Origin of the sequence: Vibrio crassostreae 9ZC13 (assembly GCF_000272045.2) — a bacterium.
GTDB lineage: Bacteria > Pseudomonadota > Gammaproteobacteria > Enterobacterales > Vibrionaceae > Vibrio > Vibrio crassostreae_C.
This window is the reverse complement of record NZ_AJYZ02000019.1, coordinates 337,991-361,649: the sequence shown is the minus strand read 5'-3', so window position 1 is coordinate 361,649 and position 23,659 is coordinate 337,991. Positions and strand designations below refer to the sequence as shown.

The following is a 23,659-nucleotide window of genomic DNA, read 5'->3' as shown; positions in this document are numbered from 1 at the left end:
AAAGTCGCTAAGTTTTAATAAGCGACTTTGTTCAATTTAATCTGGACTAAGTCAATGGTTCTTACGAGAGGTGTCCACCTGCGAATTTCTGCCTGCTAACAGTTATTTGAACTCATAGGTGTAAGACGCGCCAACACTGTTATTTTCACCGAAATCGTCCTCAGCAAAAATAGTGAAGAAGTTGAATGATTGAGCGTCACTCAACTTGTAGCTAGCACCGCCGCCTGCCCAATACCCTGAATAATCATCAGAGCCCATTGAACCACCACCGAAGCCCATGATAGACCATTCATCCGTAATCGTTTTTAAGCCAAACGCGCCAATGTAACCACCGTGTGTTGCACTCGGCATCAATACATAGTCAGAGCCAACGTTATCATCATCGAAAACCGCTACTTCGCCGTCATTATAGCTGTACCCAGCCATAGGGAAGATTTGCCAACCGAACGGCTCAATGTCGAAATAACTCAGTGGGATAAACGTACCAATACTGTAGTTGTTCTTATAAGCATCGTTGTCATATTCAGAACGGCTAAAGTTGAAGTTAACAATACCCATAGGCAACAGCCATGAGCCGCCTATTCGCCATTCTTCGCCATCTGCGTTAACACGAGCATTGATCATTCGTGCTTCATCAAGCCCAATAGACCCAGAGAACTGCAGATCTTCGTTATAAGCAACGCCAGCTTTGGTTACGATTTTAGTCGGATCATCAGGGTGCTTCTCTTCAGCAAAAGCACCCGTTGAAAATAAAGACACTAAAGTAATGATTAGTAGATTACGTAATGTCATTAGAAGGTCGCGCTAACACCAACAAAGTGGATACGGCCATCGAACGAACCATTCAACAGATTAACTTGACCAAATCGACCATATCGATCCATCTCAACTGAACCCAAATCAGCGTATTCATAGAACACATCAATTAAGATGTCGTCCCAGTAGGTAGATGCGCCAACTGAGTAGCGGTACTGTTCACCCACAGGAAGGTCAACCCATTGCATTGACGGATCGTCTTGCGGAGAAGTTTCGTAAGAGAAGCCAGCTTTCAAACGCCAGTCTGAATTCAATTGATAATCCGCACCTACCGCAAATTTCCAAACGTCATCCCAGTCACGTTCAATCGGAACACCATTAATTGGACTTCCTGCTATTCCAAAATCAAGAACGGTTGTATCCCATTCACTCCAACGGTGGAACTGAATACTAGCAAGCAGGTCAAGTTGAGAGTTCAAAGCATAGCTCGCACTGACATCGATGATTTCAGGTAAAGCAATATCAGTTGATAATGAATTCAATACGCCTTGGTTAATAACGCCATTTACATCATTGTTAAACTCATGCTCTAGCTTAGAACGGTAACTTGCGCCCAGCTTAAGTTTATCTGTCGGTGTGTACATTACGCCAAGGTTATAGCCGTATGCCCAGTCAGTATCTTGCTTCGCAGTAAGCATTGACGTTGTTTGTTGGAATGCAGCCCAACTGAATTGCACACCCGCGCCTACTGACCATTGGTCATTCAGCTTATAACTCAGTGATGGGTTCACTTGCATTGCAGTAAGAGTGATATCTTCTAGAAGTGCAGCACCCGCCCAATCACTGCCGTAATCAAGGCTAGAGCCGCCAACAGCGCCAAGCGCGATACCAAGGTGTAATTTGTCTGTGACTTGATGAGCGTGGAAGGCACCAAATGACGGCATTACGGAATGAGCTTTACCATCTGGATTACCACCGTTATCTTGATACTTCATTTCAAGATCGAATGCCATGGTGTTGATGGTCGTTTTGCTTTCGCCCATGTGAGACATAGTGGCAGGGTTTGTCCACATCGCCGCTGCAGATCGAGTGTAAACACCATCACCAGCGCCAGTAGTACCAGCGTTGGCAACGACAGCTTCTTGCAAAAACAGGCCACTTGCGAATGCATTTAAGCTCGTAAAAATTGCAGTGGCAGCTAGAGAGTAAGTAAAAGTTTTGTTCATCAGAGCGCTCATTTAGCCTTAGACATTAAATTGCTCTAAGGTTACCGCAAAGCTCAATAAACAAAGGGAATATCCATTATTCCTGTACAAGCGCTATTTAAACTTTCTGGCGACGTAAGGGCGTGGTTTGTCTCGATGAATTTCACGTTGAGCAGCAATCGCCCTGTTCTTACCTAACCCAACCTTTATCTGATACCAAGTTTCGCAGAATACAGCCATGCCCGGGCTTGACCACCAAGTCTTGTTGTAGAGCTTCTTGTTAGCAGCGACGACATCTGGCGACCGATTCGCACACTCAAGTGCCAACGCATAGGCTTCAGCGTAAGGATCTTCGGCAATCTTGGTCACCAACCCATATTCTTTAGCGGTTTCACAGTCGATCACTTTGGCCGTCATCGCCATTTCAAGGGTGTGATCTTTACGCATCAGCTCTCTAAAAGCGATAGCGCCTCCCATGTCTGGAATCAGACCCCACTTTGCTTCCAATATAGAGAAGTTCGCATCCGGGCTAGCAATTCTAAAATCACCCCCACTGACCAATTGCAGGCCGCCTCCCCAACAACGACCATGAATCGCAAAAATGACAGGGCATGGAATATCTCGCCAACCCAATGAAAAGCGTTGTGCAGCGTTAGGCAATGTCGGTAGCCATTTAAACAAGAGCTTCATCGCCCCAGATTTACTGGTTAATAGGGACTTAACATCAAGCCCTGAACAAAAATCAGAACCCTCACCTTTTACTATTACGGCACGAATCTCGGTGTTCTTTTTCAGCTGAGTCACCATGTTATTCACGCCTTGAAACATTGCCATATCAATAGCATTGAGCTTATCGGGTCGATTCAACACAACCGTCGCAATTTGGTTTTCATCGATAGAACAAGTAATACGATCGAGGTTTGGCATGGTGGCTACCTTATCAGTGGTCAGACCTTTAGGTTATACATTTTATTAACATATGCCAAACTTGCACATTAAGAAGCGAGACCTGTGTTGCTTAACGTCTTTCCCTTTACACAAACGACATCAACAAAAAAGCAGTGATGGATCGCTCCATTCACTGCTTTTCATCCGTAGCTTTTATCGCCAATGGCTTTGATTGCCAGTAGCTTTGATTAGCAATGGCTTTCGGTCATGAGCAAAACCTATGTTCTTCGAGATTTCAGTAGCAAGAAGATAAAGTAGCTGCCAGCAATAATGGAAACTAACGTCCCTGCCGCAAGCTGCGCTCGGAACACTACCACTTGCCCTAAGCAGTCAGAAAATAGCATATATTCTGGTAACTTAAACCAAAGCGCTGAACATTAAAAAGGCCATTGAAATTCATCATTTCAATGGCCTTCTCGTTCCTACTAGCCAGGCAGCTAGCTAATTACCTAAGCAACTAACTGAGCTGAGACTCTCTCGCTTCTTGGCTACTGAAACCACGCAAAATGTTAAACAGGGTAATCAATGTGAACAGCATGATAACGAGCGATAAATGCCACGCTTCCCCTAACCCTAACTGAACCAGGCCCATACTCACCATTGAAGACACCACCATCTGCCCGCCACCAGACATCGCAGCCGCCGCGCCAGCGTTCTTCTTATAAGGCAACATCACTAACGCCTGAGCACAAGGTAACGCAATACCATTACCAAGGATCATCAAGAACTGGCCAAGCATGAGATACAAAGGTTCGAGTGGACAGAAGAACAGCCACAAGGCCGCAGCAACGTGCAATACAGGAGTGCATAACAGAGTTTTCTTGTTGCCCAGCATAGGGCGAATACGGTTACATAAGCTTGTTCCGCCAAGCATGCCTAATGCAGGAATCACCGCCCACATCGCGTATTCATCTGATGTCATGCCAATCTGATTTTGCATGATAAACGGCATCACTGACACAGTAGTGATCATCAAGCTAAAGTTAAGCCAACCGATACTCGCAAAGCTCATAAAATAACGAGAAGTGAGTAGCTCTTTATATTGAGAAACCATTCTCTTAGGCGAAGGGATCGCCGAAACCTGAGTGACGGTTTCCTTAAATTTGAACGCTAACACCACCCAAGCTAATGAGACATAGCCAAGTAGCGAGATAAACACCATGCTCCAGCCAAAATGGAAGTTAATGAATCCACCGATAACGGGCGCGATCAAAGGTGTTATAGACGCAACCATAGCAATGTAAGACATCGCCAAAGGCAAGTCTGCCCCACTGAATCTGTCTCGCGTAGAAGCACGAGCAAGTACCGCGCAACAACCGGTTCCTAAGCCTTGCAGGAATCGCCCCATCACCATGCTAGTAAACGAATGGCTGAAGAAGATGATCATCAATAACCCAAGCATGGCAATCAACAAACCGCTTAGCAGTACCTTCTTGCGTCCCAAAGCATCGGAAATAGGGCCATAAATAAACTGGGAAGGACCAAAGCCCAATAAATACACACTCACCAAAAGCTGAGCTTGCTCTAGCGAGACATCAAAGTCTTTGGCGATCCAAGGTAAAGAAGGAAACACCAAGCCCATACTGAACTGGCCGATACTGATGACCAAACACGCAAGTAAGATCGATTTAAAATCAAATCCACGACTCATCGTTTAATAGGTCCGTTCGAAGAAAAATCGTGCGTATCTAACTCACAACATAAAAACTGAGAAAATAGCGAAAATGCTGCTGGTGAGTTGTTCATAATGCTCCGACAGGATCAAATAGAGAAAGGCAGAGTAAACATACGTGAGCTTGTATAATCATACAATAGGCGTTCAACTAAATATGTGAATAGTCACTTTTCAGCAACCTCGGCTTTCCGCCTATCGGCCACAAGCGCTAGACTAACACTAGATGCTCATAATCAAGGGACTTCAATGAACACTCATCACCGTATTTTTTCATGTGCTTTGGCGCTGCTTGCCTCAGGTCCTGTAACGTCAGCCTTTGCTTGGCAGGCAGAGAAGATCACCGACGGACTCGTGATCCCTTGGGGACTGGCTTATGTCAACGATAAGTCCATGCTAGTCACAGAAAAATCAGGCGTCATTAAACATGTCGATTTAAAAACTGGCGATCAACACACACTCTTCAGGCTGCCCAATGTATGGGCGAAAGGCCAAGGTGGATTATTAGATATCGCACTTTCCCCTTTTGAAAACGGAAAGTTCTACGTCACTTACAGTAAAGACATCGATGATGAAGGCGTAACAACACTGGCTTCTGCTAATTACAGCAATAATGAAGTCATCAATTGGACAGACGTGTTTGTAACTAAATCCAGAACGGACACAGGACGTCACTTTGGTAGCCGTATCACCTTTGATGATAGCCACCTGTATTTTTCAATCGGTGATCGAGGTGATCGAGACAACGGCCAAGACACCATGACTCACGCCGGATCAATATTACGACTGAATGCCGATGGAAGCACACCAAGTGATAACCCATTCACGGATAACAACAAAGTGCTCAATGAAATTTGGAGCTTTGGCCATCGTAATCCACAAGGTCTGTATTACGATTTCCCGACTCAAAAGCTTTGGTCGATTGAACACGGCCCTCGCGGTGGTGATGAAATTAACCTAATAAAAGCGGGTGCCAACTATGGGTGGCCTGTCACCTCACACGGAAAAGAGTATTGGGGCCCTATCAGCGTTGGCGAATCGGAAACCAAAGATGGTATTGAAGCGCCAAAAAAAGTCTATGTTCCTTCAATCGCTCCGGGGAGCTTGATTGTTTACCAAGGCGATAAGTACCCAGAGCTGAAAGGCAAACTGCTGGCTGGCGCACTAAAACTTACTCACATCAATATTGTGACAGTCAATGAACAAGGTGAGGCAATCGAGGAAGAACGCATTTTAGAGGACTTGGGCGAAAGGGTAAGAGACATCGAAACTTCACCAAACGGAGACATCTTCTTCAGCACTGATAATGGCAACCTGTACCGCTTGAAAAAGTAGCCGAGACCTCGTTCAAGTAAAGGCACTTACCTTACAACGACATTTATAAATATAAGCCGTTAAAAGTGGGCTCAACGCCCAGTTAGCGGCTTTAAATTTGCAAAAATGAATGCGCTAAAACAGTGCATTTACTCCAAATTCGTCATCAATTTCGACCACCTTTTTCACAAAAACTACAACAAATCACCATACAACTGTAACTCCATGATATTTAAGGAATGCAAAGTTTGACTACCCCCAAGTTTCTGCAACCTTTCCCTATGTATTCGATTGACTATCCCCTGATTTGATTTAGACTCGTTCCCGGCTAGAAAGAAAGTTCTTTGTATATAAACATTTCGTTGGATTACTAGTAACCCCGTTGTGTTGTACGCAATAGCAATAAACTTTTCCACGCTATCAGTGCCACAATTGGCTCAAAATAAAAATTTAATTTTAGGATATCATCATGTCTAACACAGTTACTGGTACAGTAAAATGGTTCAACGAAACTAAAGGCTTCGGCTTCATTCAACAAGAAAACGGCCCAGACGTATTCGCACACTTCTCTGCTATCACTGGCGACGGTTTCAAAACTCTTGCTGAAGGCCAAAAAGTTGAGTTCGTAGTATCTCAAGGTCAAAAAGGCCCACAAGCTGACAGCATCAAAGTACTTTAATCTAGTATTTTAAAGCTTTCTAAAAATAGCCAGCCTCTGCTGGCTATTTTTTTACCCGCTATTCAGAGATTTAAGGTAATATTCCCCTTCACTATTTCTACCTAAGACACCCTCTCAATGGCTCTTAAACCGACAATCTACAAGTTTCGTATCTCTTTAACCGATATGAATCGCGACTATTACGACTCTTTCAATCTAACGGTTGCACAACACCCTTCTGAAACAGAACAGCGAATGATGGCTCGAATCATGGCTTTCTGTATCAATGCGTCTCCTGAACTTGAGTTCACTAAAGGGTTGTCTAGCATTGAAGAACCCGATTTATGGCAGAAGTCGTTAGACGATCAAATCCTAGAATGGGTCGATGTGGGCGAACCCGATCCAGAGCGTGTTAAGAAGGCAACTCGCCTATCTAAATCAGTACGCGTATTCAGCTTCAACACTAAATCAAACGTTTGGTGGGAGCAGAACAAAGGTAAATTCGGCTACCTAAAAGCTCAGATCGTTCGTCTAGACAACGATGGTATTGAGCAGCTAGCGGCGATGACACAACGTACGATGGATCTTTCAGTCATGCTGACGGGTAACTCTGCTTTCATTAACAGCGATACTCAATCGGCAGAAGTAACGTGGGAAGAGCTACAGAGTAATGACTGAGCGTCCAACCCCGAATAATTCGCAAACAGCAGCTAGCCAGCTAGAAGAAGCCAAGCAACAAGCCGACGCGCAGCAAGAAATCAAAGCTAAACAACAAGCTAGAACCAAGCTTCACCAGTGTTTAAAAGAAGCAGGTTTAGGTTCAGTCAAAGCGCTCTCGACAGGCTACGAGAAAGAGCTGTCGTCATTTATTGATGAAAACCACGCTTTGTTTAAACACGCTTGCGAGAACAAGCCGGAGAACTCTGCACGTCAGACGTTGCTTGGCTTGCTAACCAAGGTACATATCGATGCAAGCTATCGCTTTGAAAGCAATAAAGAAGCGAATGAGGCGATGCAAAATGTATTCGATAATACAGTGGGAACTGAGCACAGCGACAAGTTACAAAACTCTAACGCTCAACAGTTAAAACTAGTCACGCATTTGTGGTTGTTCATTCAAGGACGACTAGGAATGGATTACAGCCTAGCCAATGATCACGCAGCTGTAGCCGCTACGCTACTGTCTCGTATATCGAGAAGCAGTGATGATAAGATTCGCGTAGAGTTCATGGCGAGTTTTTACGATGGTTTGAGCATCTATCAAGCCGAGAACAAGCCATCCGGTATTGTTCACCACTTAAAGCGTTTGTTTAACCTTTCTTAAGCACTCCACCAGCGACTGATTCTAGTTACGCTCTATATGCTTTCAACAAACGTTAAGATATAGAGCGTGCTTTTTCTGCTTGGCCGCAACAGATTCCCTATTACGTTCATTCCTCACTTTAGGGAATGGCGAAAGTGAATAAGTCGCTCATTCTTCACTTTAGGGAATAACAGCATTCTCAGCCATTACAGTTGACTTCATTGCAGGCGTAAAAAAGCCCCGCATAAAGCGAGGCTTAGAATATATTTCAATGAACATCAATTTACAGAGGCTAAATTGAATTCATCTAATAATGCAGTGAATCAACGCAGGCCGTGTAAGAACTCGTGGCGCGTTGCTGGGTTTGATCTGAAGATACCGCCCAGAGCTGTTGTTGTCGTTTCGCTAGTCGCGTCCATTACACCGCGTGATTTCACGCAGTAGTGAACCGCATCCATGGTGACAGCAACGTCATCAGTTTCGAGTAGCGTTTGCAGTGCAACAAGGATCTGCTGCGTCATACGCTCTTGAACTTGTGGGCGCTGAGCAAAGAATCGAACAATACGGTTAATCTTTGAAAGACCAATGATTTTTCCACGCGGGATATAAGCGACCGCAGTCTTACCATCAATCGTCACTAAGTGGTGCTCACAAGTACTGGTCACGGTAATGTCTTTTACTCGTACCATCTCACGAACGCCCATCTTGTTTTCGATTACCGTAATTTTAGGGAAATTGGCGTAATCCAAACCAGAGAAAATTTCATCCACGTACATTTTAGCAATACGTTGCGGTGTTTCTTCCAGACTATCGTCCGTAAGATCAAGTTCAAGGAGAGTGAGAATCTCACGCATATGGTGTTCGATTCGTTCCTTTTTCTCTTCTCGGCTAACCTGGTTTGGACTCATTGGTGTCTCTAAACCACGGCTTGCTAGCGCATCTTTAACCAACTTCGCTGATTCGCTAAGACCTGACATTGAACTTCCTCTTTTATTACCCCTTCTGGATGGCAAACAAGGATACTCGGAATTTTGAATAAATACACCCATATTTTAAGGGAGGTCATTATTTACGGGGCTTAAACTGTGCTAGAGTGGCTAGAATTTCGTTGGCGAACCATCATGATTTGATAACTATTGAATCCCTATTGCCAACCGCCAAATCAAAATAATAACGATCAAAGGATTTCAATTATGGGCTGTTGCGACGCTCCGGGCTTGATGCCAATTGAAGAAGCACTAGATAAGCTGCTATCGCCAATTCAACCTATTCGAACGACCTTATCACTGCCATTGGCAGAAGCATTGGGTTACGTACTTGCTGAAGATATTCTATCCCCTATTTTCGTACCTCCTTTTGATAACTCAGCAATGGACGGCTATGCACTGCGCTTAGCAGACCTAGAGAACGGTAAAGTGCTGCCTTTAGCGGGCAAGTCCTTTGCAGGTCAACCATTTGAAGGTGAATGGCCTGCAAACACCTGTATTCGCATTATGACTGGCGCAAAGATCCCGGAAGGTTGTGACGCCGTAATCATGCAAGAAAACACGGCTGAAACTGACGCTGGCATTGAGATTCAACAAGACGACATCAAGCTAAACAATAACATTCGCCCTACTGGTGACGACATCAAACAAGGCGATATCGTTCTTAGCCGTGGCGAACGTTTAACACCTCGTGACATTCCAATGATTGCTTCGCTCGGTGTGAGCCATGTAACTGTGGTACACAAGCCTAAAGTCGCTTTCTTCTCTACTGGCGATGAGCTCAAGCCATTAGGCCAACCGCTTGAAGACGGTCAGATCTACGACAGCAACCGCTACGGCATTAAACCGCTGATTGAAGCGTTTGGTTGTGAAGCGATTGACCTAGGTATTATTCCTGATTGCCCTGCAACGCTTAAAGAAACCTTTGTAAAAGCACAAGAACTGGCAGACGTAGTTGTCACCTCTGGCGGCGTAAGTGTCGGCGAAGCTGATTACACCAAAGACATTCTTGAAGAGCTTGGCGAAATCGGCTTTTGGAAACTAGCAATCAAACCAGGTAAACCATTCGCATTTGGTGAGCTAGACAACGCTTGGTTCTGTGGCCTACCGGGTAACCCAGTATCAGCAATGATGACTATGTATGTGTTAGTTCAGCCTATGCTGGCTAAATTAGCTGGTCACACAGCATGGACAGCACCAGAGTCGATTCCTGCTATCACTAAATCTGCATTCAAAAAAGGCCCAGGCCGTACTGATTACCAACGTGGCATCTACTCGATTGAAAACGGTAAGTTTGTAGTAGAAACAACAGGTAACCAAAGCTCTGGCGCTTTCCGCTCAATGAGCTTAGCAAACTGCTTTGTGGTACTAGAGCGCGAACGTGGCCGTGTTGAAGTCGGTGAAACGGTTCAGATTCAACTGTTTAACTCCACGCTTTACTAACGAGGCTTGCTGATGGAAATACTGTCTGACGCAGAGATGCTTCGTTACAATCGCCAGATCATTCTCAAACAGTTTGATTTTGAAGGCCAAGAAGCGCTGAAACAGAGTTCAATCTTAGTGTTAGGTGCAGGTGGTTTAGGCTGTGCCTCTGCTCAATACCTCGCGACTGCGGGAATTGGTAAGCTAACACTGATCGACGATGATATTGTCGAGCTTTCAAACTTGCAGCGACAAGTGCTTCACACCGATGCTGACATTGGTAAGAAGAAGGTCGATTCTGCCGCTGAGTCTTTGCAGGTATTGAACCCGCATCTGACGATTGAAACTGTCGAACACAGGCTTGATGACGAGGCACTTGGCAAGTTAATTGAAGCACACTCGCTTGTTCTTGATGCCAGTGACAACGTCGAAACGCGCAATCAGTTGAACCGCTTATGTTACGCATCAAAAACGCCTCTAGTATCGGGCGCTGCGATTCGCATGGAAGGTCAGATTAGCGTATTCACTTATCAAGATGAAAATGCACCTTGCTACCAGTGCTTGAGCGCTCTATTCGGCAACGCTGCTCTAAGCTGTGTTGAAGCCGGTGTGATGGCACCTGTTGTTGGCATGGTTGGCGCGGCTCAGGCTTTGGAAGCTATCAAGGTTATTGCCGGGTTTGGACAACCAAAGCAAGGCAAGCTTTTGATTCTCGATGCCATGTCTCACAGCTGGCGTGAAATGAATTTAATGAAGATGCCTAATTGTTCGGTGTGTGGATAAGCTAAATCATATCCCTCTTATCGAAAACTTAAGCCTTGACTATATGTTGGGGCTTTTTTATATCTCAACGTCAGCATCTCAACTCGCTTTATCAATTTGAAATACTCTATGAGAGATTAGTTTCATTTGAGTTCTCATTTTGAGAATACAATAAAAAAATCAGCACCACAAAATATAATCGTTAAAAATCAACGCGTTAAATTTGGCACATAACTTGTAACTATATTTGTACCTTCCATCACAAGGATGTAGATATGAGAATTACAACGTTAAGTTTGCTATTAAGTGCCCCTCTAGTCGCCAACGCAGCGCCATTCGATACCTGCCCTAGTCAAGCATACCTCTTTCAGTCGAAACCCGTTGAAGTTTGGGGTGTAAACCTAGTAACAGGTTCAACCACACTGTTAGAAGACGATACGGGTATGAATGCCAATATCAATGGTGTCGGTTTCGACTTTCAAGACAGATATATTTATGGCTATGACACCACCAACAAACGTTTAGTGCGTCTTGGTCAAGACTTCCAAGCAGAAGTTATCAATACCAGTGGCTTACCAACCGATCACACTTTCTATGTCGGCGACGTCTATGACCACGTTTACTACTTGTATCGTACAGGTAAGGGACTATTTACTGTTGACCTCTCTCCTTTAGACTCTGATCCGAATGCGACCGTCACGGTCAACAAAATCGCAGGCAGCCCTGCAACTGTAAAACTGACTGATTTTGCTTTCCATCCAAGTGATGGCTCTTTATATGGTATCGACAATAACTCGGGTGGCTTGTACAGCTTCAACCCAACTACAGGTGCAGAAACCTATATTGGTGATACCGGAGAAACAGGGACGTTTGGCGCAGGTTATTTTGATGTAAACGGCTACTATTACGTATCTCGAAATCAAGACGGTAAGATCTACCGTATCAACCTATCCCCAGATAACGCTGCAAACATCGCTGCAGGTGTCGTTCCTGCTGTAGAGTTCGTATCGAATGGCCCTTCTTCGAATCAAAATGATGGTGCTCGCTGTGCGAATGCGCCTGTCGTAGATGAAGATTCCAACATCGACTTCGGTGACGCTCCAGATACCTATCTAACGTTATTAGCAAGTAACGGTCCTCGACATGAACTAGATGGCGTGACTTGGTTAGGTACAGACGCGCCCGACGCCGATCTTGACGGCTACGTAACACCGCAATCGGATGAAAGCGTGGGTATTGATGATGAGTGGGCGAACGGTGGTATCGGTTTTGTAACCGCACTTGAAGCTGGTCTTGATTCAAAAGTGGTGATTGAGGCTTCAACAACCGGTTACCTTTCGGCTTGGATAGATTGGAACCAAGATGGCAGTTTCGATGGCGCCAACGAGCAAGTATTTACCGATTACCTGTTAGATACGGGTGAAAACGATCTGTTCCTAAATGTCGATATCAACGCTCTGACCGGTACGACGTGGGCTCGCTTTAGATTCAGTCAACAAACCAACCTAAGTTACTTTGGCGGTTCAACCTCTGGTGAGGTGGTCGATATTCAAGTCGATGTTCTTAACGATGGTGCCACTGCTCGTTACTTCCCAAGTGCTTCTGGTTACGCAACGCTCGCGTACGAAGATAACTGGCCTTATAAAGCTGACTACGACATGAACGATGCTGTTCTTATGTATCGTATTACTGAAATCCTTAAAGATGGAAAAGTCGTTAAATCAACTATCGACGGCCGCCTAGCTGCTGTCGGGGCATCGTACAGAAATGGTTTTGCTGTTCGACTTCCTAACCTCGACCCGAGCTTGGTGAGTAGTGGTAGCTCTTACATGAAACACAACGGCGTATTCACTGACCTTGACCTAGAAGATGGACGTAGCGAAGCAATCTTTGTTATCGCCAATGACCTGACAGAAAAAATCAGCACTGGCTGTACCTTCTACCGCACCAGTAATGGATGTAAAGAAGATGAGCAGTTCTCGTTCCAAATTGGTATTACTTTAGCCGGTGACGGTGTGAGTACTGGCAGCTGGACCGATATGCCTTACGACCCGTTCATCTTCGCAACGCCTGGGTATTATCATGGTGAAAACCTACCTCTACATCCAGGACGCAGCTGGGAGGTTCACTTGCCAGACCAAGCTCCAACCGAAGCATTTGATACCACTAACCTCTTTGAAGCTGGTTTAGGCGTCGATGACAGTAATCCCTCAACAGGTAAATACTTCAAAACAGTAGAAAACCACCCTTGGGCACTAATAGTGACTTCGGATGACGAATGGGAGTGGCCTTTAGAGTACGTCGATATTGTTACCGCTTACCCAGAGTTTAAAGAATACGCAGAATCCGGCGGTGAAACGAACCAAACATGGTACCAATCACCTGCAGACAACCAACGTTACGAACCATAAGGAGAGACGTTATGACTATTCACACTAAACAATATCGAGACAATCATTGCGTTGATTCAAGTCGCAATCTCTTTGAGGAAAAACGTATGTCTGTACAAAGCACTTGGAACATCAAGAAGTCACTAGCCGTTATTTTAGCTGCAGCGCCATTAGTATTAGCCGGCTGTGGAGGCGGCGGCGGTGGGGGCGGAAGTACATCTACGGCATCACCATCTACACCCTCGACACCTGCAACTCCGTCGAATCCGGTAACAGCAACGACTCCGGTAACAGCAACGCCTTCGCCGTCTCCCGCGACAAGTGCGGTAGCAGCGCAGAGCTATACGATGAGTGATTTGGTGGTACCTGATGGATTTGACTACAACTCTGTTGAACAGTTTGATCTCAACATTGACATCAGCAGCATTTCGACAGACCGTTCTTTTGTGACCGTTTATAGCCGCTTTAGTACAAGAGATGACTCAACCTTGAAGCCGGATTACTCCAGCAAGGTCATTGCGGGCCCACTAGATAACGGTGTGTTCGCCTCCAACTTTGCAGCACCAGTAAACCATGACGCACTCTTGATAGAGATTTGGTTTTACGATGGTCAACCTCCATTACAACAAGTGGTTTCTAGCGGCGACTCTCAGATTGTCTGGCAGTAAATTGTTTAACAGCAGGTAACTTGTCGTTAGCGAGATCTCTGACGAAACAGAGTCAAAATGGATTGTTTGTAAGTAGGAAGTGAGCAGAAATGCTCACTTTTTTATTTTCGTCGAAGAGCAGTTAATTCAGCTTTCTTAGCGAGTAGCATTCACTTTATCACCAACCTCACTTATATTTTCAACATAACCTTCAAAGACTTACTCTCATGAAACAGTTAAAAATAGGTCTATTTATCTTAATGTGTGGCGTAGGCGTGTTAGTTGCCCTTGCCTATTTCCCGCTAACATCAGAGACGGGGCAACGTATTCAAGCCAAAGTAATTTCGAACACGCTTACTCAATCCTTAGATGGGCACAGGCGTTATCTGACGGTTCAGACAAAAGATAATGACGTATTTCGGCTCTCTATTGCTCCTACCACAGACTGCCCTATTGATTCTGTGGTCGCGCTTGATACATTAAACAATCAAATAACCGGACAAAGCAGTTATCAGTTCATCCACTGTCGAGCTGCACAGTAGCCATCGATGCAACAACGGTATTCGTAAAGCAACTGTATTCGCAAAAGCAACAGTAATCGCTCTACCACTGTATTCGCTAAAACAGTAAGAATCGCTAAAACAACAAGAATGGATATAACAATAATGAATCAGCCACTCATCTCACCACAACAACTTCAACAACGTTTGCTAGCAGAAGACAATATCATCATCCTCGACGCCAGCATCGAGTTTCAAATTCCAAGCGAGTCAGAAAAGATCAAAGGACAAATGATTCCTGGTGCTATTCGTTTTGACTACGACAAAGACTTTTGTAACAAGCACACTCTGCTTCCTCACATGTTTCCGAGCGAAAAACACTTCAACACTCGCACAAAAGAAATTGGCATCAATCAAGACAGTACGATTGTGGTTTACGATAACTCCGGAACCTTCGCTTCTCCTCGTGCGTGGTGGATGTTTATGGCAATGGGACACAACGACGTATTCATCTTAGATGGCGGTTTGCCAGCTTGGATCGAAGCCGGTTACGCGACCGAGACTGACTATCGCACCGAAGTAAAAGCGGGCAATTTTGAAGGCCATATTCAAGACAACTACTTTGTCAGTGCTCAGCAGATTGAAGGTTACTCAACTGACAAGAGCGCAAACATTGTAGATGCTCGTTCTCAAGCTCGTTTCGATTCAGAAGTTCCTGAACCACGTGAAGGCTTGCGTAGTGGCCATATACCGAATTCTATTTGCCTACCATTTGCCCAAGTACTCAAAAACGGCAAGTTAAAGTCCCAAGAAGAGCTTATTGATATCTTTTCAACGCTAGAATTAACGCCTTCTCAACCTATGCTCTTTAGCTGTGGCTCTGGCGTAACAGCTTGCATCATATTATTAGCCGCTAAACTCGCTGGCTATAACGGTGAAATGGGTGTTTACGATGGTTCATGGACGGAATGGGGTGCTAACGACAAACTCCCTATCGCCATGACTAAAAAGTAATTCAACTTCGCTTAATGCAACTATTAGAATATACTGCGCATGCATAAAGAGCTTACTGATAATGATGGCCCCACGTCTCATGAAGTAAGCCTCTATGTCGCAGTCAAAGCTATGTTCATTTGAGACCAAGACTCGATTCACGCCGTTTGATTTGTAACCCACATCAACTTGCTAACCATAATTCGTGATTAATCATAAACTAATCGTTATCGACGTTATGAATACTAATTTTTCACTCAAGAATCTCTGCTCGTAGTCGTTACACTATTTAATCATTAATACTTTCATCATTGATGTTTGTATTTTTCGTTGCATGAATCGCGCTGACAACCCAATAGTTTGTCACTTGCAGTCTGTTAAAAGTAGTAACCAACAAAGGCATCTCATGGCTCTATTTAAGCAAAATATCTGGTCGCTGTACGCGTTTGTCGTACTACTGACCCTGATACTTTTCGCCGCGTTGGGAATAACAAACTGGAAAGCAAACAGAGACGACTTCATAGAGCAGCAACACATTCAGGTTGAGCTTTTTTCTAGCTCCGTCAACTCGCTGCTGACCAGTCAAGAAGCCTTATTAGAAGTGGTTGGCCATCAACTGGCTCAACAGTCTGATTTCACACGTACTGCATCTATCCAGATTAGGCCAATATTAGACAAGCTACTTGAGACCCACCCTGCGATAGCAGCGTTTGGCTTGTTGAACACCGACGGTGATTACCTCTCGATTAGCTCAAATCTCGAACTTGCGAATCAAAGGAACTTGCTGCAATACGCGCCAACCAGAGGCTCCTTCCTAGACGCCCTATCAAGCAGTAGCATGGTGCTTGGCCGTACCTATTTTCAAGATTCGTTGAATAGCTTAGTCATCCCGCTGAGAAAATCCATTTCAATCGATGGCAAGAAAACCGATGCAGTAATGACCGCAGGGCTACGATTAGACGCAACGATCGTATTTGAAAATAATGCTCACGCCGGAAGTTTCAATACACTAAGCCTGATCAGAAAAGACAGCTATCGCCAGTTTTATTCAAGTGATATTGAATCTGAGAGTGCCTATTCCTCTCCAGTCGGCAAAGATGTCATACAGCGTATTGCAAGTATCTTTACCGACCACTTCGGAATTAGCGTACAAGAAGCGATGAATGGGCAAGAAACCTATTCTTTTGTCGTCGACGATGAAGAGTACCACTCTTTGATGAGCGCGAAATACATCCCAAACTACAAATTATGGGTGGTAGGACGTACGGATCTAACTCACGTCGATAGTATATTCATACAAGAGTTCAGCATTCTTTTCGTTGCCTTTATTTTTCTTCAGTTTGGTTTCTACTTTTTGGTTAAGTCGATTGCCAAGAATGAACAACGGACTCGTAGCCAACTCATTTATCAGGCGAACCATGACCCTTTAACCTCTCTGCCAAACCGTTTGTACATGCGTAGAAACATTGGTAAATGGATTGACGATGAGTCAGAGCCGTTTTCGCTGTTGTTTATCGATATCGATAACTTTAAATGCGTCAATGACACCCACGGGCATGACTTTGGAGATAAGGTTCTCAAACAGATCGCTTTGCGTTTGATGAGGTTCCGATCTCGCCTCAGCCTATTGGTACGTGAATCCAGTGATGAGTTTTTGTTCTTGACGCCCTTGTCGAATGAAGCTGAAATTAAACGACTCGCCAAGCGCATTATTGAAGTGCTTTCTCAACCTTATGAAGTTGAAAGCGCTCAGTTTTTGTTAGGTTGCAGCATCGGCGTAGCGCGTTTCCCAGAACACGGAAAAGATCTGGATAGCCTGTTACGTTCTGCCGATATTTCAATGTACAAAGCGAAACAGCAGCAAAACTCGTACAGTATTTTCACAACGGAAATGCAAGATGCTCATCTCTACAAAATGAAAGTAGAACAAAGGCTACGCATCGCTATCGAGAAACAAACGCTGTTCATGGTTTTCCAACCGCTGGTTCGTGCAAATGAAAGTATTCATGGTGTAGAAGCACTCTTGCGCTGGATTGATGAGGAATTGGGTTTTGTTCCGCCAGATGTCTTTATACCGATAGCAGAGAACACGGGTTTAATGCAAAAACTGGGGACTTTTATTATTGAGTCCAGCATTATGCAGATCGCCCACTTGCACCGAACAACAGAACAAAAAATCGGGCTGTCGATCAACATATCAGTGCGTCAGTTTTCTCATCAATCCTTCTCTGAGCACTTGTTCGCGACACTAGAAAAGTATCAACTCTCTCCTAGCTGTGTAACGCTAGAAATTACCGAGAGCTTGTTCATTGAAGATGTGACTTTGGTGAAACCGACTTTTGAAGCCCTCAAAGAGAAGAATATAAAGATCTCTTTAGATGATTTCGGGACAGGTTATTCATCACTAAGTATGTTGAAAGCACTGCCTATCGATGAACTTAAAATCGATAAGAGCTTTATTGAGAACATTGCTGTCGATCAGCAGTCACTCACCATGGTGCAAAACATCATCGCAATCGGTAAGAACTTCGGCATGGTGGTATTAGCAGAAGGCGTAGAATCAAACGAACACTTCGCAATTCTAAAGGCATGTGAATGTGACTTAATGCAAGGCTATTACTTCTCTCGCCCTATTCCTTATGATGAGCTGGCTACTCACCTAAACAAGAAAGTGACCGAGCACGCGGAATGTTCTGTTTAAGAACGTGAGTTAAATAGACGAGCTAAATAAGGTAGGCGGCTAAACACCTACCTTATTTTCTAGGTATTTTCTGTTCAGTTATTTATTCATTTCACTTTTTATTCATTTCACTATGCATAACATCGATCAACTGCCCGGAAGGATCTCCTGATAATTCCCAAGTAAAAATGCCGCCTAGGTCTGATTTCTTCGCCCATTCTGCCTTTGCTTTAATAGAACGCTGATCTTCAAAAGATATGAATACTTTTTTATCTGGGTTCCACAAATAAGGTGCTTGAGCTTGCTCATCATACTTATACTCATAACCTTGTTTGCTGCTGTAGTTATTCATAAGATCCCAAAACATGAAGTAACCGTTTTCACCTGTACCAAACTGCGCCCCTTGTTCAGAAACTAGGTCACCTTTAGGCAGCTCTCCAGCAAAGTCTTTTGTCCCTTGCCAACCTCGACCATAAAAAGCCGCCCCGATCACGAGCTTCTCGCGAGGAATACCTTGCTCTATCATCTGATTAATGAAGACATCAGCTCCCATTCCCCACCAACTACGCTCGGTGGCATGTAAGTTTGTTGTGTGACCTGTTTGAGTTCCCCAGCCTCCGAGGAAGTCATACGTCATCGCAAACATGTTCGTCAGATATGGGCTAGCTGCATTCCAGTCAATTTGAGCTGCCTTAGCACCAACACCGACAGCCGTTGAAAGCTCGTAATCTCTTTGAGTCGTCTTTGATAGAGCGTCCAAATCACTTCTGATTGTTTTTACTAAAAGAGTAAAAGCTTCACGCTCTAGCGCTTTTTGCTCATCCGTTAGTTTCGTCTCTGGGTTCCAAGGCGAAGTGGTTAAGCCGCCGCCTCCTGGGTATTCCCAATCAAGATCAATACCATCAAAGAAGTCGTATTTTTGGATCAATTCAACAGCAGTTTTTGAAAAGTGCGCAATGGCTTGAGGATCTTTCGCCATCGCATGGAAAGGTTCAGACATTGTCCACCCTCCAAATGAGGGCAAAATTTTGATATTTTGATTGTCGGCCTTCAGTTGAGCTAACTGGGCAAAGTGACCTTTATAGGCGACATCAACACCCACGTCTCCGAAATCGACTTCTAACGCAGCTTCTTTATCCACAATAATCGCGGTATATGGTTGTTTGTCTGCACATTGCTGCTGAATTTGTTTTTGGACGGGCTCACCAGCACCGCTATGAGGACCACACATGCTCAAGAAGGCGTAAATAATATGTGAGAGCTTGTCTGCAGGTATGTCGTCAACGGTATAAGGGTTGTCTTTATTCAGATATTGCCAATCCGCAAAATACCCTGCGACGACTTTATCATCGGCATGTACTGTAGGTGTGAGCATACAAGCCGTGGCTATTGAGCTAAGCCCAAAGATAGAAATAGATTTAAAGATAGAACTTGATTGGTCACTGTTGCTAGAAATAGCGTGTGTGATAAATGACAGTTTCATAATTATCTCCTTTAGTGTGGCTTAACATTAAAGAGTGATAATTCTTTCAACCGCTGAACAAATTCACTATTCGAGTCATGTCTAATAGTTATCCCCCTTATTGCACTGCTTTCATTAGGGGGATTTTCCATGATTACTCAAATAGTGAATTCAACGAAGCACAAATATCTTACTATTCACTGCCGTATGGTTTATTCACGCTAAGTTGTTCGTCCAAATTAAGTACCGTTAAAGCATTACTTACGCTGGTTGCGATCACGTCTACCACGCCGGTTCTTAGTGCACCTAACAAAGCGAGTGGTTTACTGTTCTCGGCTGCAATGGCAATGACTTCTGCAATTGGGCGGAATTCTTCCAAGGCCAAACCAATCACACGGTCACTCATTACTGTGTTTGCTGTTTTACCGTGAACATCGAAAAAGTCATAACCCGCAAAGTCACCGACGACTCCTTGCAATAAACGAGATTGAACGACCTCACCTGCGGTAAACCAACCTAAGTCGACCATATAGCTGTTTTCACTCATATCACCGATACCGACTAATGCAACATCGGCTTTTCGAGCGAGATCGAGTGTCTGCTTAACGGTGCTGTTTTCCATAAATGCGGTTTTTTGCGCTTTATTCTCGGCATAAGCCGGCGCGTATAAGGTTTCAGAAGATCCACCGTACTTTTTGGCTAGCTGCCTGCATATATGGTCGGCATTAAACATACCGCCTCTTGGGTGAATACCGCCGATACCACACACGAATTTACAGTCTCGTGGCGTAATTACGCCAGTGTGGTGAGCAACAGACGATACGTTTCGCCCTTGCCCTACTGTCACCACCATACCGTTTTTCAGTGTACTGGTAAGATAGTTAGACACTAAACCGGCTACTTGGAGTCGTTGCTTCTCTTCATTCGGTTGGTCTAGTGCCACAAGCGCACGCTTTACACCAAATCGTTCGATCAAACGTTGCTCGATCTTCGCACTAAAGACAGGGTGGTATTTCACGGTGATCTCAACAATGCCCTCATCTCGGGCTTGCTTGAGCATTCGACCAACCTTTGCACGGGAGATAGAGTACTTTTTAGATATCTCTTCTTGCGTGGCACCATCTTGATAATAAGCAACCGCGACTTCAGTGAGGAGATCAGTGTTTTCTTCGGAAACATCTTGGATATTCTTACTCATATACCACTCAACCAATATTTAACAATTATTTTACCTGCTTGAAGAACAAATGTTCGATGCTTAAGCAAGTGATACACAAGTTTACACCCCAAACATATGTAACAGCAAGGTACATTTGCTCATAGTCATAACCATGGTTTTGTTGTTGATTAATTCACCTCACTTTGCTCGTTAAACGTTTGCTTGCATAGCCCATGATTACTAGAGCGAAATATATTTGACTGAAGTCACCATACAGTACTATTTACCGTTGACTTTGGGGCTAGATCGGATAAATATGGCTACATCATTTACTCATCGAGCGATCAAATGTTCTGTGCAAATGTTCGTTCGGAGAAAAATTTAAATTAATGTAAGTTTGGCTCACTGGTACAACCATTGAGAACTTCATTAGTTAGCTTGCAAATGCCCACACCTCTCCCATTAATGAGGTGTTATGCGATACATAGGATGATCAAAATGAGCAATAAATTAGAGCAACTTCGTAAACTAACAACTGTTGTAGCTGACACTGGCGATATCGAAGCTATCAGCAAGTACACTCCTGAAGATGCAACAACTAACCCATCTCTAATTCTTAAAGCTGCTCAAATTGCTGAGTACGCTCCTCTAATCGATGCTTCTATCGAATACGCAAAAGCGCAAAGCGGTGATAAAGCACAGCAAGTTCAAGATACTTGCGACATGCTTAACGTGAACATCGGTAAAGAAATCCTAAAAGTTGTACCTGGCCGTATCTCTACTGAAGTAGATGCTCGTCTTTCTTACGACATGGAAGGCAGCGTTGCTAAAGCTCGTCAACTTATCAAAATGTACAACGACGCTGGTATCACTAACGACCGCATCCTTATCAAACTGGCTTCTACTTGGGAGGGCATCCGTGCTGCTGAAATCCTAGAGAAAGAAGGCATCAACTGTAACCTAACGCTTCTATTCTCTTTCGCTCAAGCTCGTGCTTGTGCTGAAGCTGGCGTATTCCTAATCTCTCCTTTCGTAGGTCGCATCATGGACTGGTACAAAGCGAAAGAAGGTCGTGATTTCGAAGCTTCAGAAGATCCAGGTGTAATCTCTGTTTCTGATATCTACAACTACTACAAAGACCACGGCTACAAAACTGTTGTTATGGGCGCAAGCTTCCGTAACATCGGCGAGATCCTTGAACTTGCTGGTTGTGACCGTCTAACTATCGCTCCGCAACTTCTAGCAGACCTAGAAGCAGCAGAAGGCGAAGTAGTAGAGAAGCTTATCGACTCTAACGGTACTAAAGAGCGTCCAGCAGCGATGACTCACGCTGAGTTCCTATGGGACCACAACCAAGATGCAATGGCTGTTGAGAAACTGGCTGAAGGCATCCGCAACTTCGCCGTTGACCAAGGCAAACTAGAAGACATGATCGCAGCTAAGCTGTAATCACTCTTACCAAATTCAAATAGGGGAACGTTCAGTTCCCCTACTTTTATCAATTTTGTTTTTCTTAATTTTTATTCGGAAGTTCTTATGAATCGCAAACATCTAGCTAACGCTATTCGTGCTCTAAGCATGGACGGCGTACAACAAGCAAACTCTGGTCACCCAGGCGCACCTATGGGTATGGCTGACATCGCTGAAGTACTTTGGCGTTCTCACTTAAACCACAACCCAGCAAACCCAGAGTGGGCTGACCGCGACCGTTTTATCCTGTCTAACGGCCACGGCTCAATGCTGATTTACTCTCTGCTGCACCTAGCAGGTTACGAGCTTTCAATTGAAGATCTTAAGAACTTTCGTCAACTGCACTCTAAGACTCCAGGTCACCCAGAGTACGGCTACGCACCAGGCATCGAAACAACGACTGGTCCTCTAGGTCAAGGCATTACTAACGCTGTTGGTATGGCTATGGCTGAGAAAGCGCTAGCTGCTCAGTTCAACAAAGAAGGCCACGACATCGTAGACCACTACACTTATGCATTCATGGGTGATGGCTGTCTGATGGAAGGTATTTCTCACGAAGCATGTTCTCTAGCAGGTACGCTTGGTCTTGGTAAGCTGGTTGCTTTCTGGGATGACAACGGTATCTCTATCGATGGCGAAGTTGAAGGTTGGTTCTCTGACGATACACCTAAGCGTTTCGAAGCTTACGGCTGGCACGTAATCCCAGCGGTAGATGGTCACGATTCTGACGCTATCAACGCAGCGATTGAAGCGGCTAAAGCAGACCCTCGCCCTACTCTAATCTGCACTAAAACAGTGATTGGCTTTGGTTCTCCAAACAAAGCAGGTACGCACGACTGTCACGGTGCTCCACTAGGCGCTGAAGAAATTGCAGCAACACGTAAAGAATTAGGTTGGGAGCACGGTCCTTTTGAAATTCCGTCGGAAGTTTACTCAGAGTGGGATGCGAAAGAAGCAGGCGCAGCTAAGGAAGCAGCGTGGAACGAGAAACTTGCAGCTTATGAAGCAGCATACCCTGAGCTGGCAGCTGAATTCAAACGCCGCGTAAACGGTGACCTACCAGCTGAGTGGGAAGAGAAAGCATCGGCAATCATCGCTGATCTTCAAGCTAACCCAGCAAACATCGCATCACGTAAAGCATCTCAAAATGCTCTAGAAGCGTTCGGTGCTATGCTACCAGAATTCATGGGCGGCTCTGCTGACCTTGCGCCTTCTAACCTAACTATGTGGTCTGGTTCTAAGTCTCTTGAAGCGAACGACTTCTCTGGTAACTACATCCATTACGGTGTACGTGAATTCGGTATGACGGCTATCATGAACGGTATCGCTCTA

Annotated in this window: 20 protein-coding genes; 13 read left to right on the top strand and 7 right to left on the bottom strand. The window is 44.6% G+C overall.

Annotation, left to right across the window (positions count from 1 at the left end):
• Positions 1-102: 102 nt before the first annotated feature.
• The 4 genes from A136_RS03030 to A136_RS03015 form a co-directional block, all read right to left on the bottom strand.
• Positions 103-792 carry a hypothetical protein gene (locus A136_RS03030; RefSeq protein WP_017064442.1) on the bottom strand — a complete coding sequence of 230 codons (690 nt, stop codon included), beginning with the start codon at positions 790-792 and terminating at the stop codon, positions 103-105.
• Positions 792-1,982 (bottom strand): OmpP1/FadL family transporter, encoded by a 1,191-nt coding sequence (locus A136_RS03025; RefSeq protein ID WP_017064441.1) that lies wholly within the window; start codon positions 1,980-1,982, stop codon positions 792-794. The genes A136_RS03030 and A136_RS03025 overlap by 1 nt, the downstream gene beginning before the upstream one ends.
• A gap of 93 nt (positions 1,983-2,075) precedes the next feature.
• Entirely contained in the window at positions 2,076-2,888 is an 813-nt protein-coding gene (locus A136_RS03020; RefSeq protein WP_017064440.1) for a crotonase/enoyl-CoA hydratase family protein, read from the bottom strand.
• A gap of 478 nt (positions 2,889-3,366) precedes the next feature.
• The gene (locus tag A136_RS03015; RefSeq protein WP_017064439.1) at positions 3,367-4,560 is read right to left on the bottom strand and encodes a multidrug effflux MFS transporter; all 1,194 of its coding nucleotides are present in this window, start codon (positions 4,558-4,560) and stop codon (positions 3,367-3,369) included.
• Between the two features lie 270 nt (positions 4,561-4,830).
• Here A136_RS03015 and A136_RS03010 point away from each other — a divergent pair, with 270 nt between their 5' ends.
• From A136_RS03010 to A136_RS02995, 4 genes are all read left to right on the top strand, one after another.
• Complete coding sequence (locus tag A136_RS03010; RefSeq protein WP_017064438.1) at positions 4,831-5,916, top strand: PQQ-dependent sugar dehydrogenase; 1,086 nt, start codon at positions 4,831-4,833, stop codon at positions 5,914-5,916.
• A gap of 448 nt (positions 5,917-6,364) precedes the next feature.
• Positions 6,365-6,574 (top strand): cold-shock protein, encoded by a 210-nt coding sequence (locus A136_RS03005; protein WP_010430417.1) that lies wholly within the window; start codon positions 6,365-6,367, stop codon positions 6,572-6,574.
• A gap of 117 nt (positions 6,575-6,691) precedes the next feature.
• On the top strand, positions 6,692-7,231 hold the full coding sequence (locus A136_RS03000) for a YaeQ family protein (RefSeq protein ID WP_017061727.1): 540 nt from the start codon (positions 6,692-6,694) through the stop codon (positions 7,229-7,231).
• On the top strand, positions 7,224-7,877 hold the full coding sequence (locus A136_RS02995; RefSeq protein ID WP_017064437.1) for a hypothetical protein: 654 nt from the start codon (positions 7,224-7,226) through the stop codon (positions 7,875-7,877). The genes A136_RS03000 and A136_RS02995 overlap by 8 nt, the downstream gene beginning before the upstream one ends.
• 302 nt (positions 7,878-8,179) lie before the next feature.
• Here the strand turns inward: A136_RS02995 and folE are convergent, their stop codons facing one another.
• Positions 8,180-8,833, bottom strand: coding sequence for a GTP cyclohydrolase I FolE (gene folE, locus A136_RS02990; RefSeq protein ID WP_017061725.1), 654 nt, complete (start codon positions 8,831-8,833; stop codon positions 8,180-8,182).
• 216 nt (positions 8,834-9,049) lie between these two features.
• Here folE and moeA point away from each other — a divergent pair, with 216 nt between their 5' ends.
• The 7 genes from moeA (at position 9,050) to A136_RS02955 (ending at position 18,257) form a co-directional block, all read left to right on the top strand.
• Positions 9,050-10,285, top strand: a complete 1,236-nt coding sequence (moeA, locus tag A136_RS02985; protein WP_017064436.1) for a molybdopterin molybdotransferase MoeA — start codon at positions 9,050-9,052, stop codon at positions 10,283-10,285.
• A 12-nt stretch (positions 10,286-10,297) separates the two neighbouring features.
• The gene (gene moeB / locus A136_RS02980) at positions 10,298-11,047 is read left to right on the top strand and encodes a molybdopterin-synthase adenylyltransferase MoeB (RefSeq protein WP_017064435.1); all 750 of its coding nucleotides are present in this window, start codon (positions 10,298-10,300) and stop codon (positions 11,045-11,047) included.
• Between the two features lie 254 nt (positions 11,048-11,301).
• Complete coding sequence (locus A136_RS02975; protein ID WP_017064434.1) at positions 11,302-13,437, top strand: LruC domain-containing protein; 2,136 nt, start codon at positions 11,302-11,304, stop codon at positions 13,435-13,437.
• An 11-nt stretch (positions 13,438-13,448) separates the two neighbouring features.
• Positions 13,449-14,084 (top strand): hypothetical protein, encoded by a 636-nt coding sequence (locus A136_RS02970; protein WP_017064433.1) that lies wholly within the window; start codon positions 13,449-13,451, stop codon positions 14,082-14,084.
• 206 nt (positions 14,085-14,290) lie between these two features.
• Positions 14,291-14,605, top strand: coding sequence for a hypothetical protein (locus tag A136_RS02965; RefSeq protein ID WP_017061706.1), 315 nt, complete (start codon positions 14,291-14,293; stop codon positions 14,603-14,605).
• 123 nt (positions 14,606-14,728) lie between these two features.
• Complete coding sequence (locus A136_RS02960; RefSeq protein WP_017064432.1) at positions 14,729-15,577, top strand: sulfurtransferase; 849 nt, start codon at positions 14,729-14,731, stop codon at positions 15,575-15,577.
• Positions 15,578-15,962: 385 nt separating this feature from the next.
• A complete protein-coding gene (locus tag A136_RS02955; RefSeq protein ID WP_017064430.1) occupies positions 15,963-18,257 on the top strand; it encodes a putative bifunctional diguanylate cyclase/phosphodiesterase in 2,295 nt (764 codons plus the stop codon).
• Positions 18,258-18,348: 91 nt separating this feature from the next.
• Here A136_RS02955 and A136_RS02950 read toward each other — a convergent pair whose 3' ends face one another.
• Positions 18,349-19,719 (bottom strand): glycoside hydrolase family 18 protein, encoded by a 1,371-nt coding sequence (locus tag A136_RS02950; RefSeq protein WP_017064429.1) that lies wholly within the window; start codon positions 19,717-19,719, stop codon positions 18,349-18,351.
• Between the two features lie 172 nt (positions 19,720-19,891).
• Positions 19,892-20,896 (bottom strand): sugar-binding transcriptional regulator, encoded by a 1,005-nt coding sequence (locus A136_RS02945; protein WP_017064428.1) that lies wholly within the window; start codon positions 20,894-20,896, stop codon positions 19,892-19,894.
• Between the two features lie 459 nt (positions 20,897-21,355).
• Here A136_RS02945 and tal point away from each other — a divergent pair, with 459 nt between their 5' ends.
• Together tal and A136_RS02935 are read left to right on the top strand one after the other, a co-directional pair.
• The gene (gene tal / locus A136_RS02940) at positions 21,356-22,306 is read left to right on the top strand and encodes a transaldolase (RefSeq protein ID WP_009845571.1); all 951 of its coding nucleotides are present in this window, start codon (positions 21,356-21,358) and stop codon (positions 22,304-22,306) included.
• Between the two features lie 87 nt (positions 22,307-22,393).
• The coding region (locus tag A136_RS02935) for a transketolase family protein (RefSeq protein WP_017064427.1) at positions 22,394-23,659 on the top strand (1,266 nt) is incomplete at its 3' end.

Excerpts from the sequence above, each read along its gene's own strand:
- A136_RS03030 (WP_017064442.1), bottom strand. The coding sequence starts at position 792 with ATGACATTACGTAATCTACTAATCATTACTTTAGTGTCTTTATTTTCA.
- A136_RS03010 (WP_017064438.1), top strand. The coding sequence starts at position 4,831 with ATGAACACTCATCACCGTATTTTTTCATGTGCTTTGGCGCTGCTTGCC.
- A136_RS02975 (WP_017064434.1), top strand. The coding sequence starts at position 11,302 with ATGAGAATTACAACGTTAAGTTTGCTATTAAGTGCCCCTCTAGTCGCC.
- A136_RS02960 (WP_017064432.1), top strand. The coding sequence starts at position 14,729 with ATGAATCAGCCACTCATCTCACCACAACAACTTCAACAACGTTTGCTA.
- moeB (WP_017064435.1), top strand. The coding sequence starts at position 10,298 with ATGGAAATACTGTCTGACGCAGAGATGCTTCGTTACAATCGCCAGATC.
- A136_RS03005 (WP_010430417.1), top strand. The coding sequence starts at position 6,365 with ATGTCTAACACAGTTACTGGTACAGTAAAATGGTTCAACGAAACTAAA.
- A136_RS02950 (WP_017064429.1), bottom strand. The coding sequence starts at position 19,719 with ATGAAACTGTCATTTATCACACACGCTATTTCTAGCAACAGTGACCAA.
- A136_RS02970 (WP_017064433.1), top strand. The coding sequence starts at position 13,449 with ATGACTATTCACACTAAACAATATCGAGACAATCATTGCGTTGATTCA.
- A136_RS02965 (WP_017061706.1), top strand. The coding sequence starts at position 14,291 with ATGAAACAGTTAAAAATAGGTCTATTTATCTTAATGTGTGGCGTAGGC.
- A136_RS02995 (WP_017064437.1), top strand. The coding sequence starts at position 7,224 with ATGACTGAGCGTCCAACCCCGAATAATTCGCAAACAGCAGCTAGCCAG.
- A136_RS03025 (WP_017064441.1), bottom strand. The coding sequence starts at position 1,982 with ATGAACAAAACTTTTACTTACTCTCTAGCTGCCACTGCAATTTTTACG.
- moeA (WP_017064436.1), top strand. The coding sequence starts at position 9,050 with ATGGGCTGTTGCGACGCTCCGGGCTTGATGCCAATTGAAGAAGCACTA.
- folE (WP_017061725.1), bottom strand. The coding sequence starts at position 8,833 with ATGTCAGGTCTTAGCGAATCAGCGAAGTTGGTTAAAGATGCGCTAGCA.
- tal (WP_009845571.1), top strand. The coding sequence starts at position 21,356 with ATGAGCAATAAATTAGAGCAACTTCGTAAACTAACAACTGTTGTAGCT.
- A136_RS03015 (WP_017064439.1), bottom strand. The coding sequence starts at position 4,560 with ATGAGTCGTGGATTTGATTTTAAATCGATCTTACTTGCGTGTTTGGTC.
- A136_RS02945 (WP_017064428.1), bottom strand. The coding sequence starts at position 20,896 with ATGAGTAAGAATATCCAAGATGTTTCCGAAGAAAACACTGATCTCCTC.
- A136_RS03000 (WP_017061727.1), top strand. The coding sequence starts at position 6,692 with ATGGCTCTTAAACCGACAATCTACAAGTTTCGTATCTCTTTAACCGAT.
- A136_RS02955 (WP_017064430.1), top strand. The coding sequence starts at position 15,963 with ATGGCTCTATTTAAGCAAAATATCTGGTCGCTGTACGCGTTTGTCGTA.
- A136_RS03020 (WP_017064440.1), bottom strand. The coding sequence starts at position 2,888 with ATGCCAAACCTCGATCGTATTACTTGTTCTATCGATGAAAACCAAATT.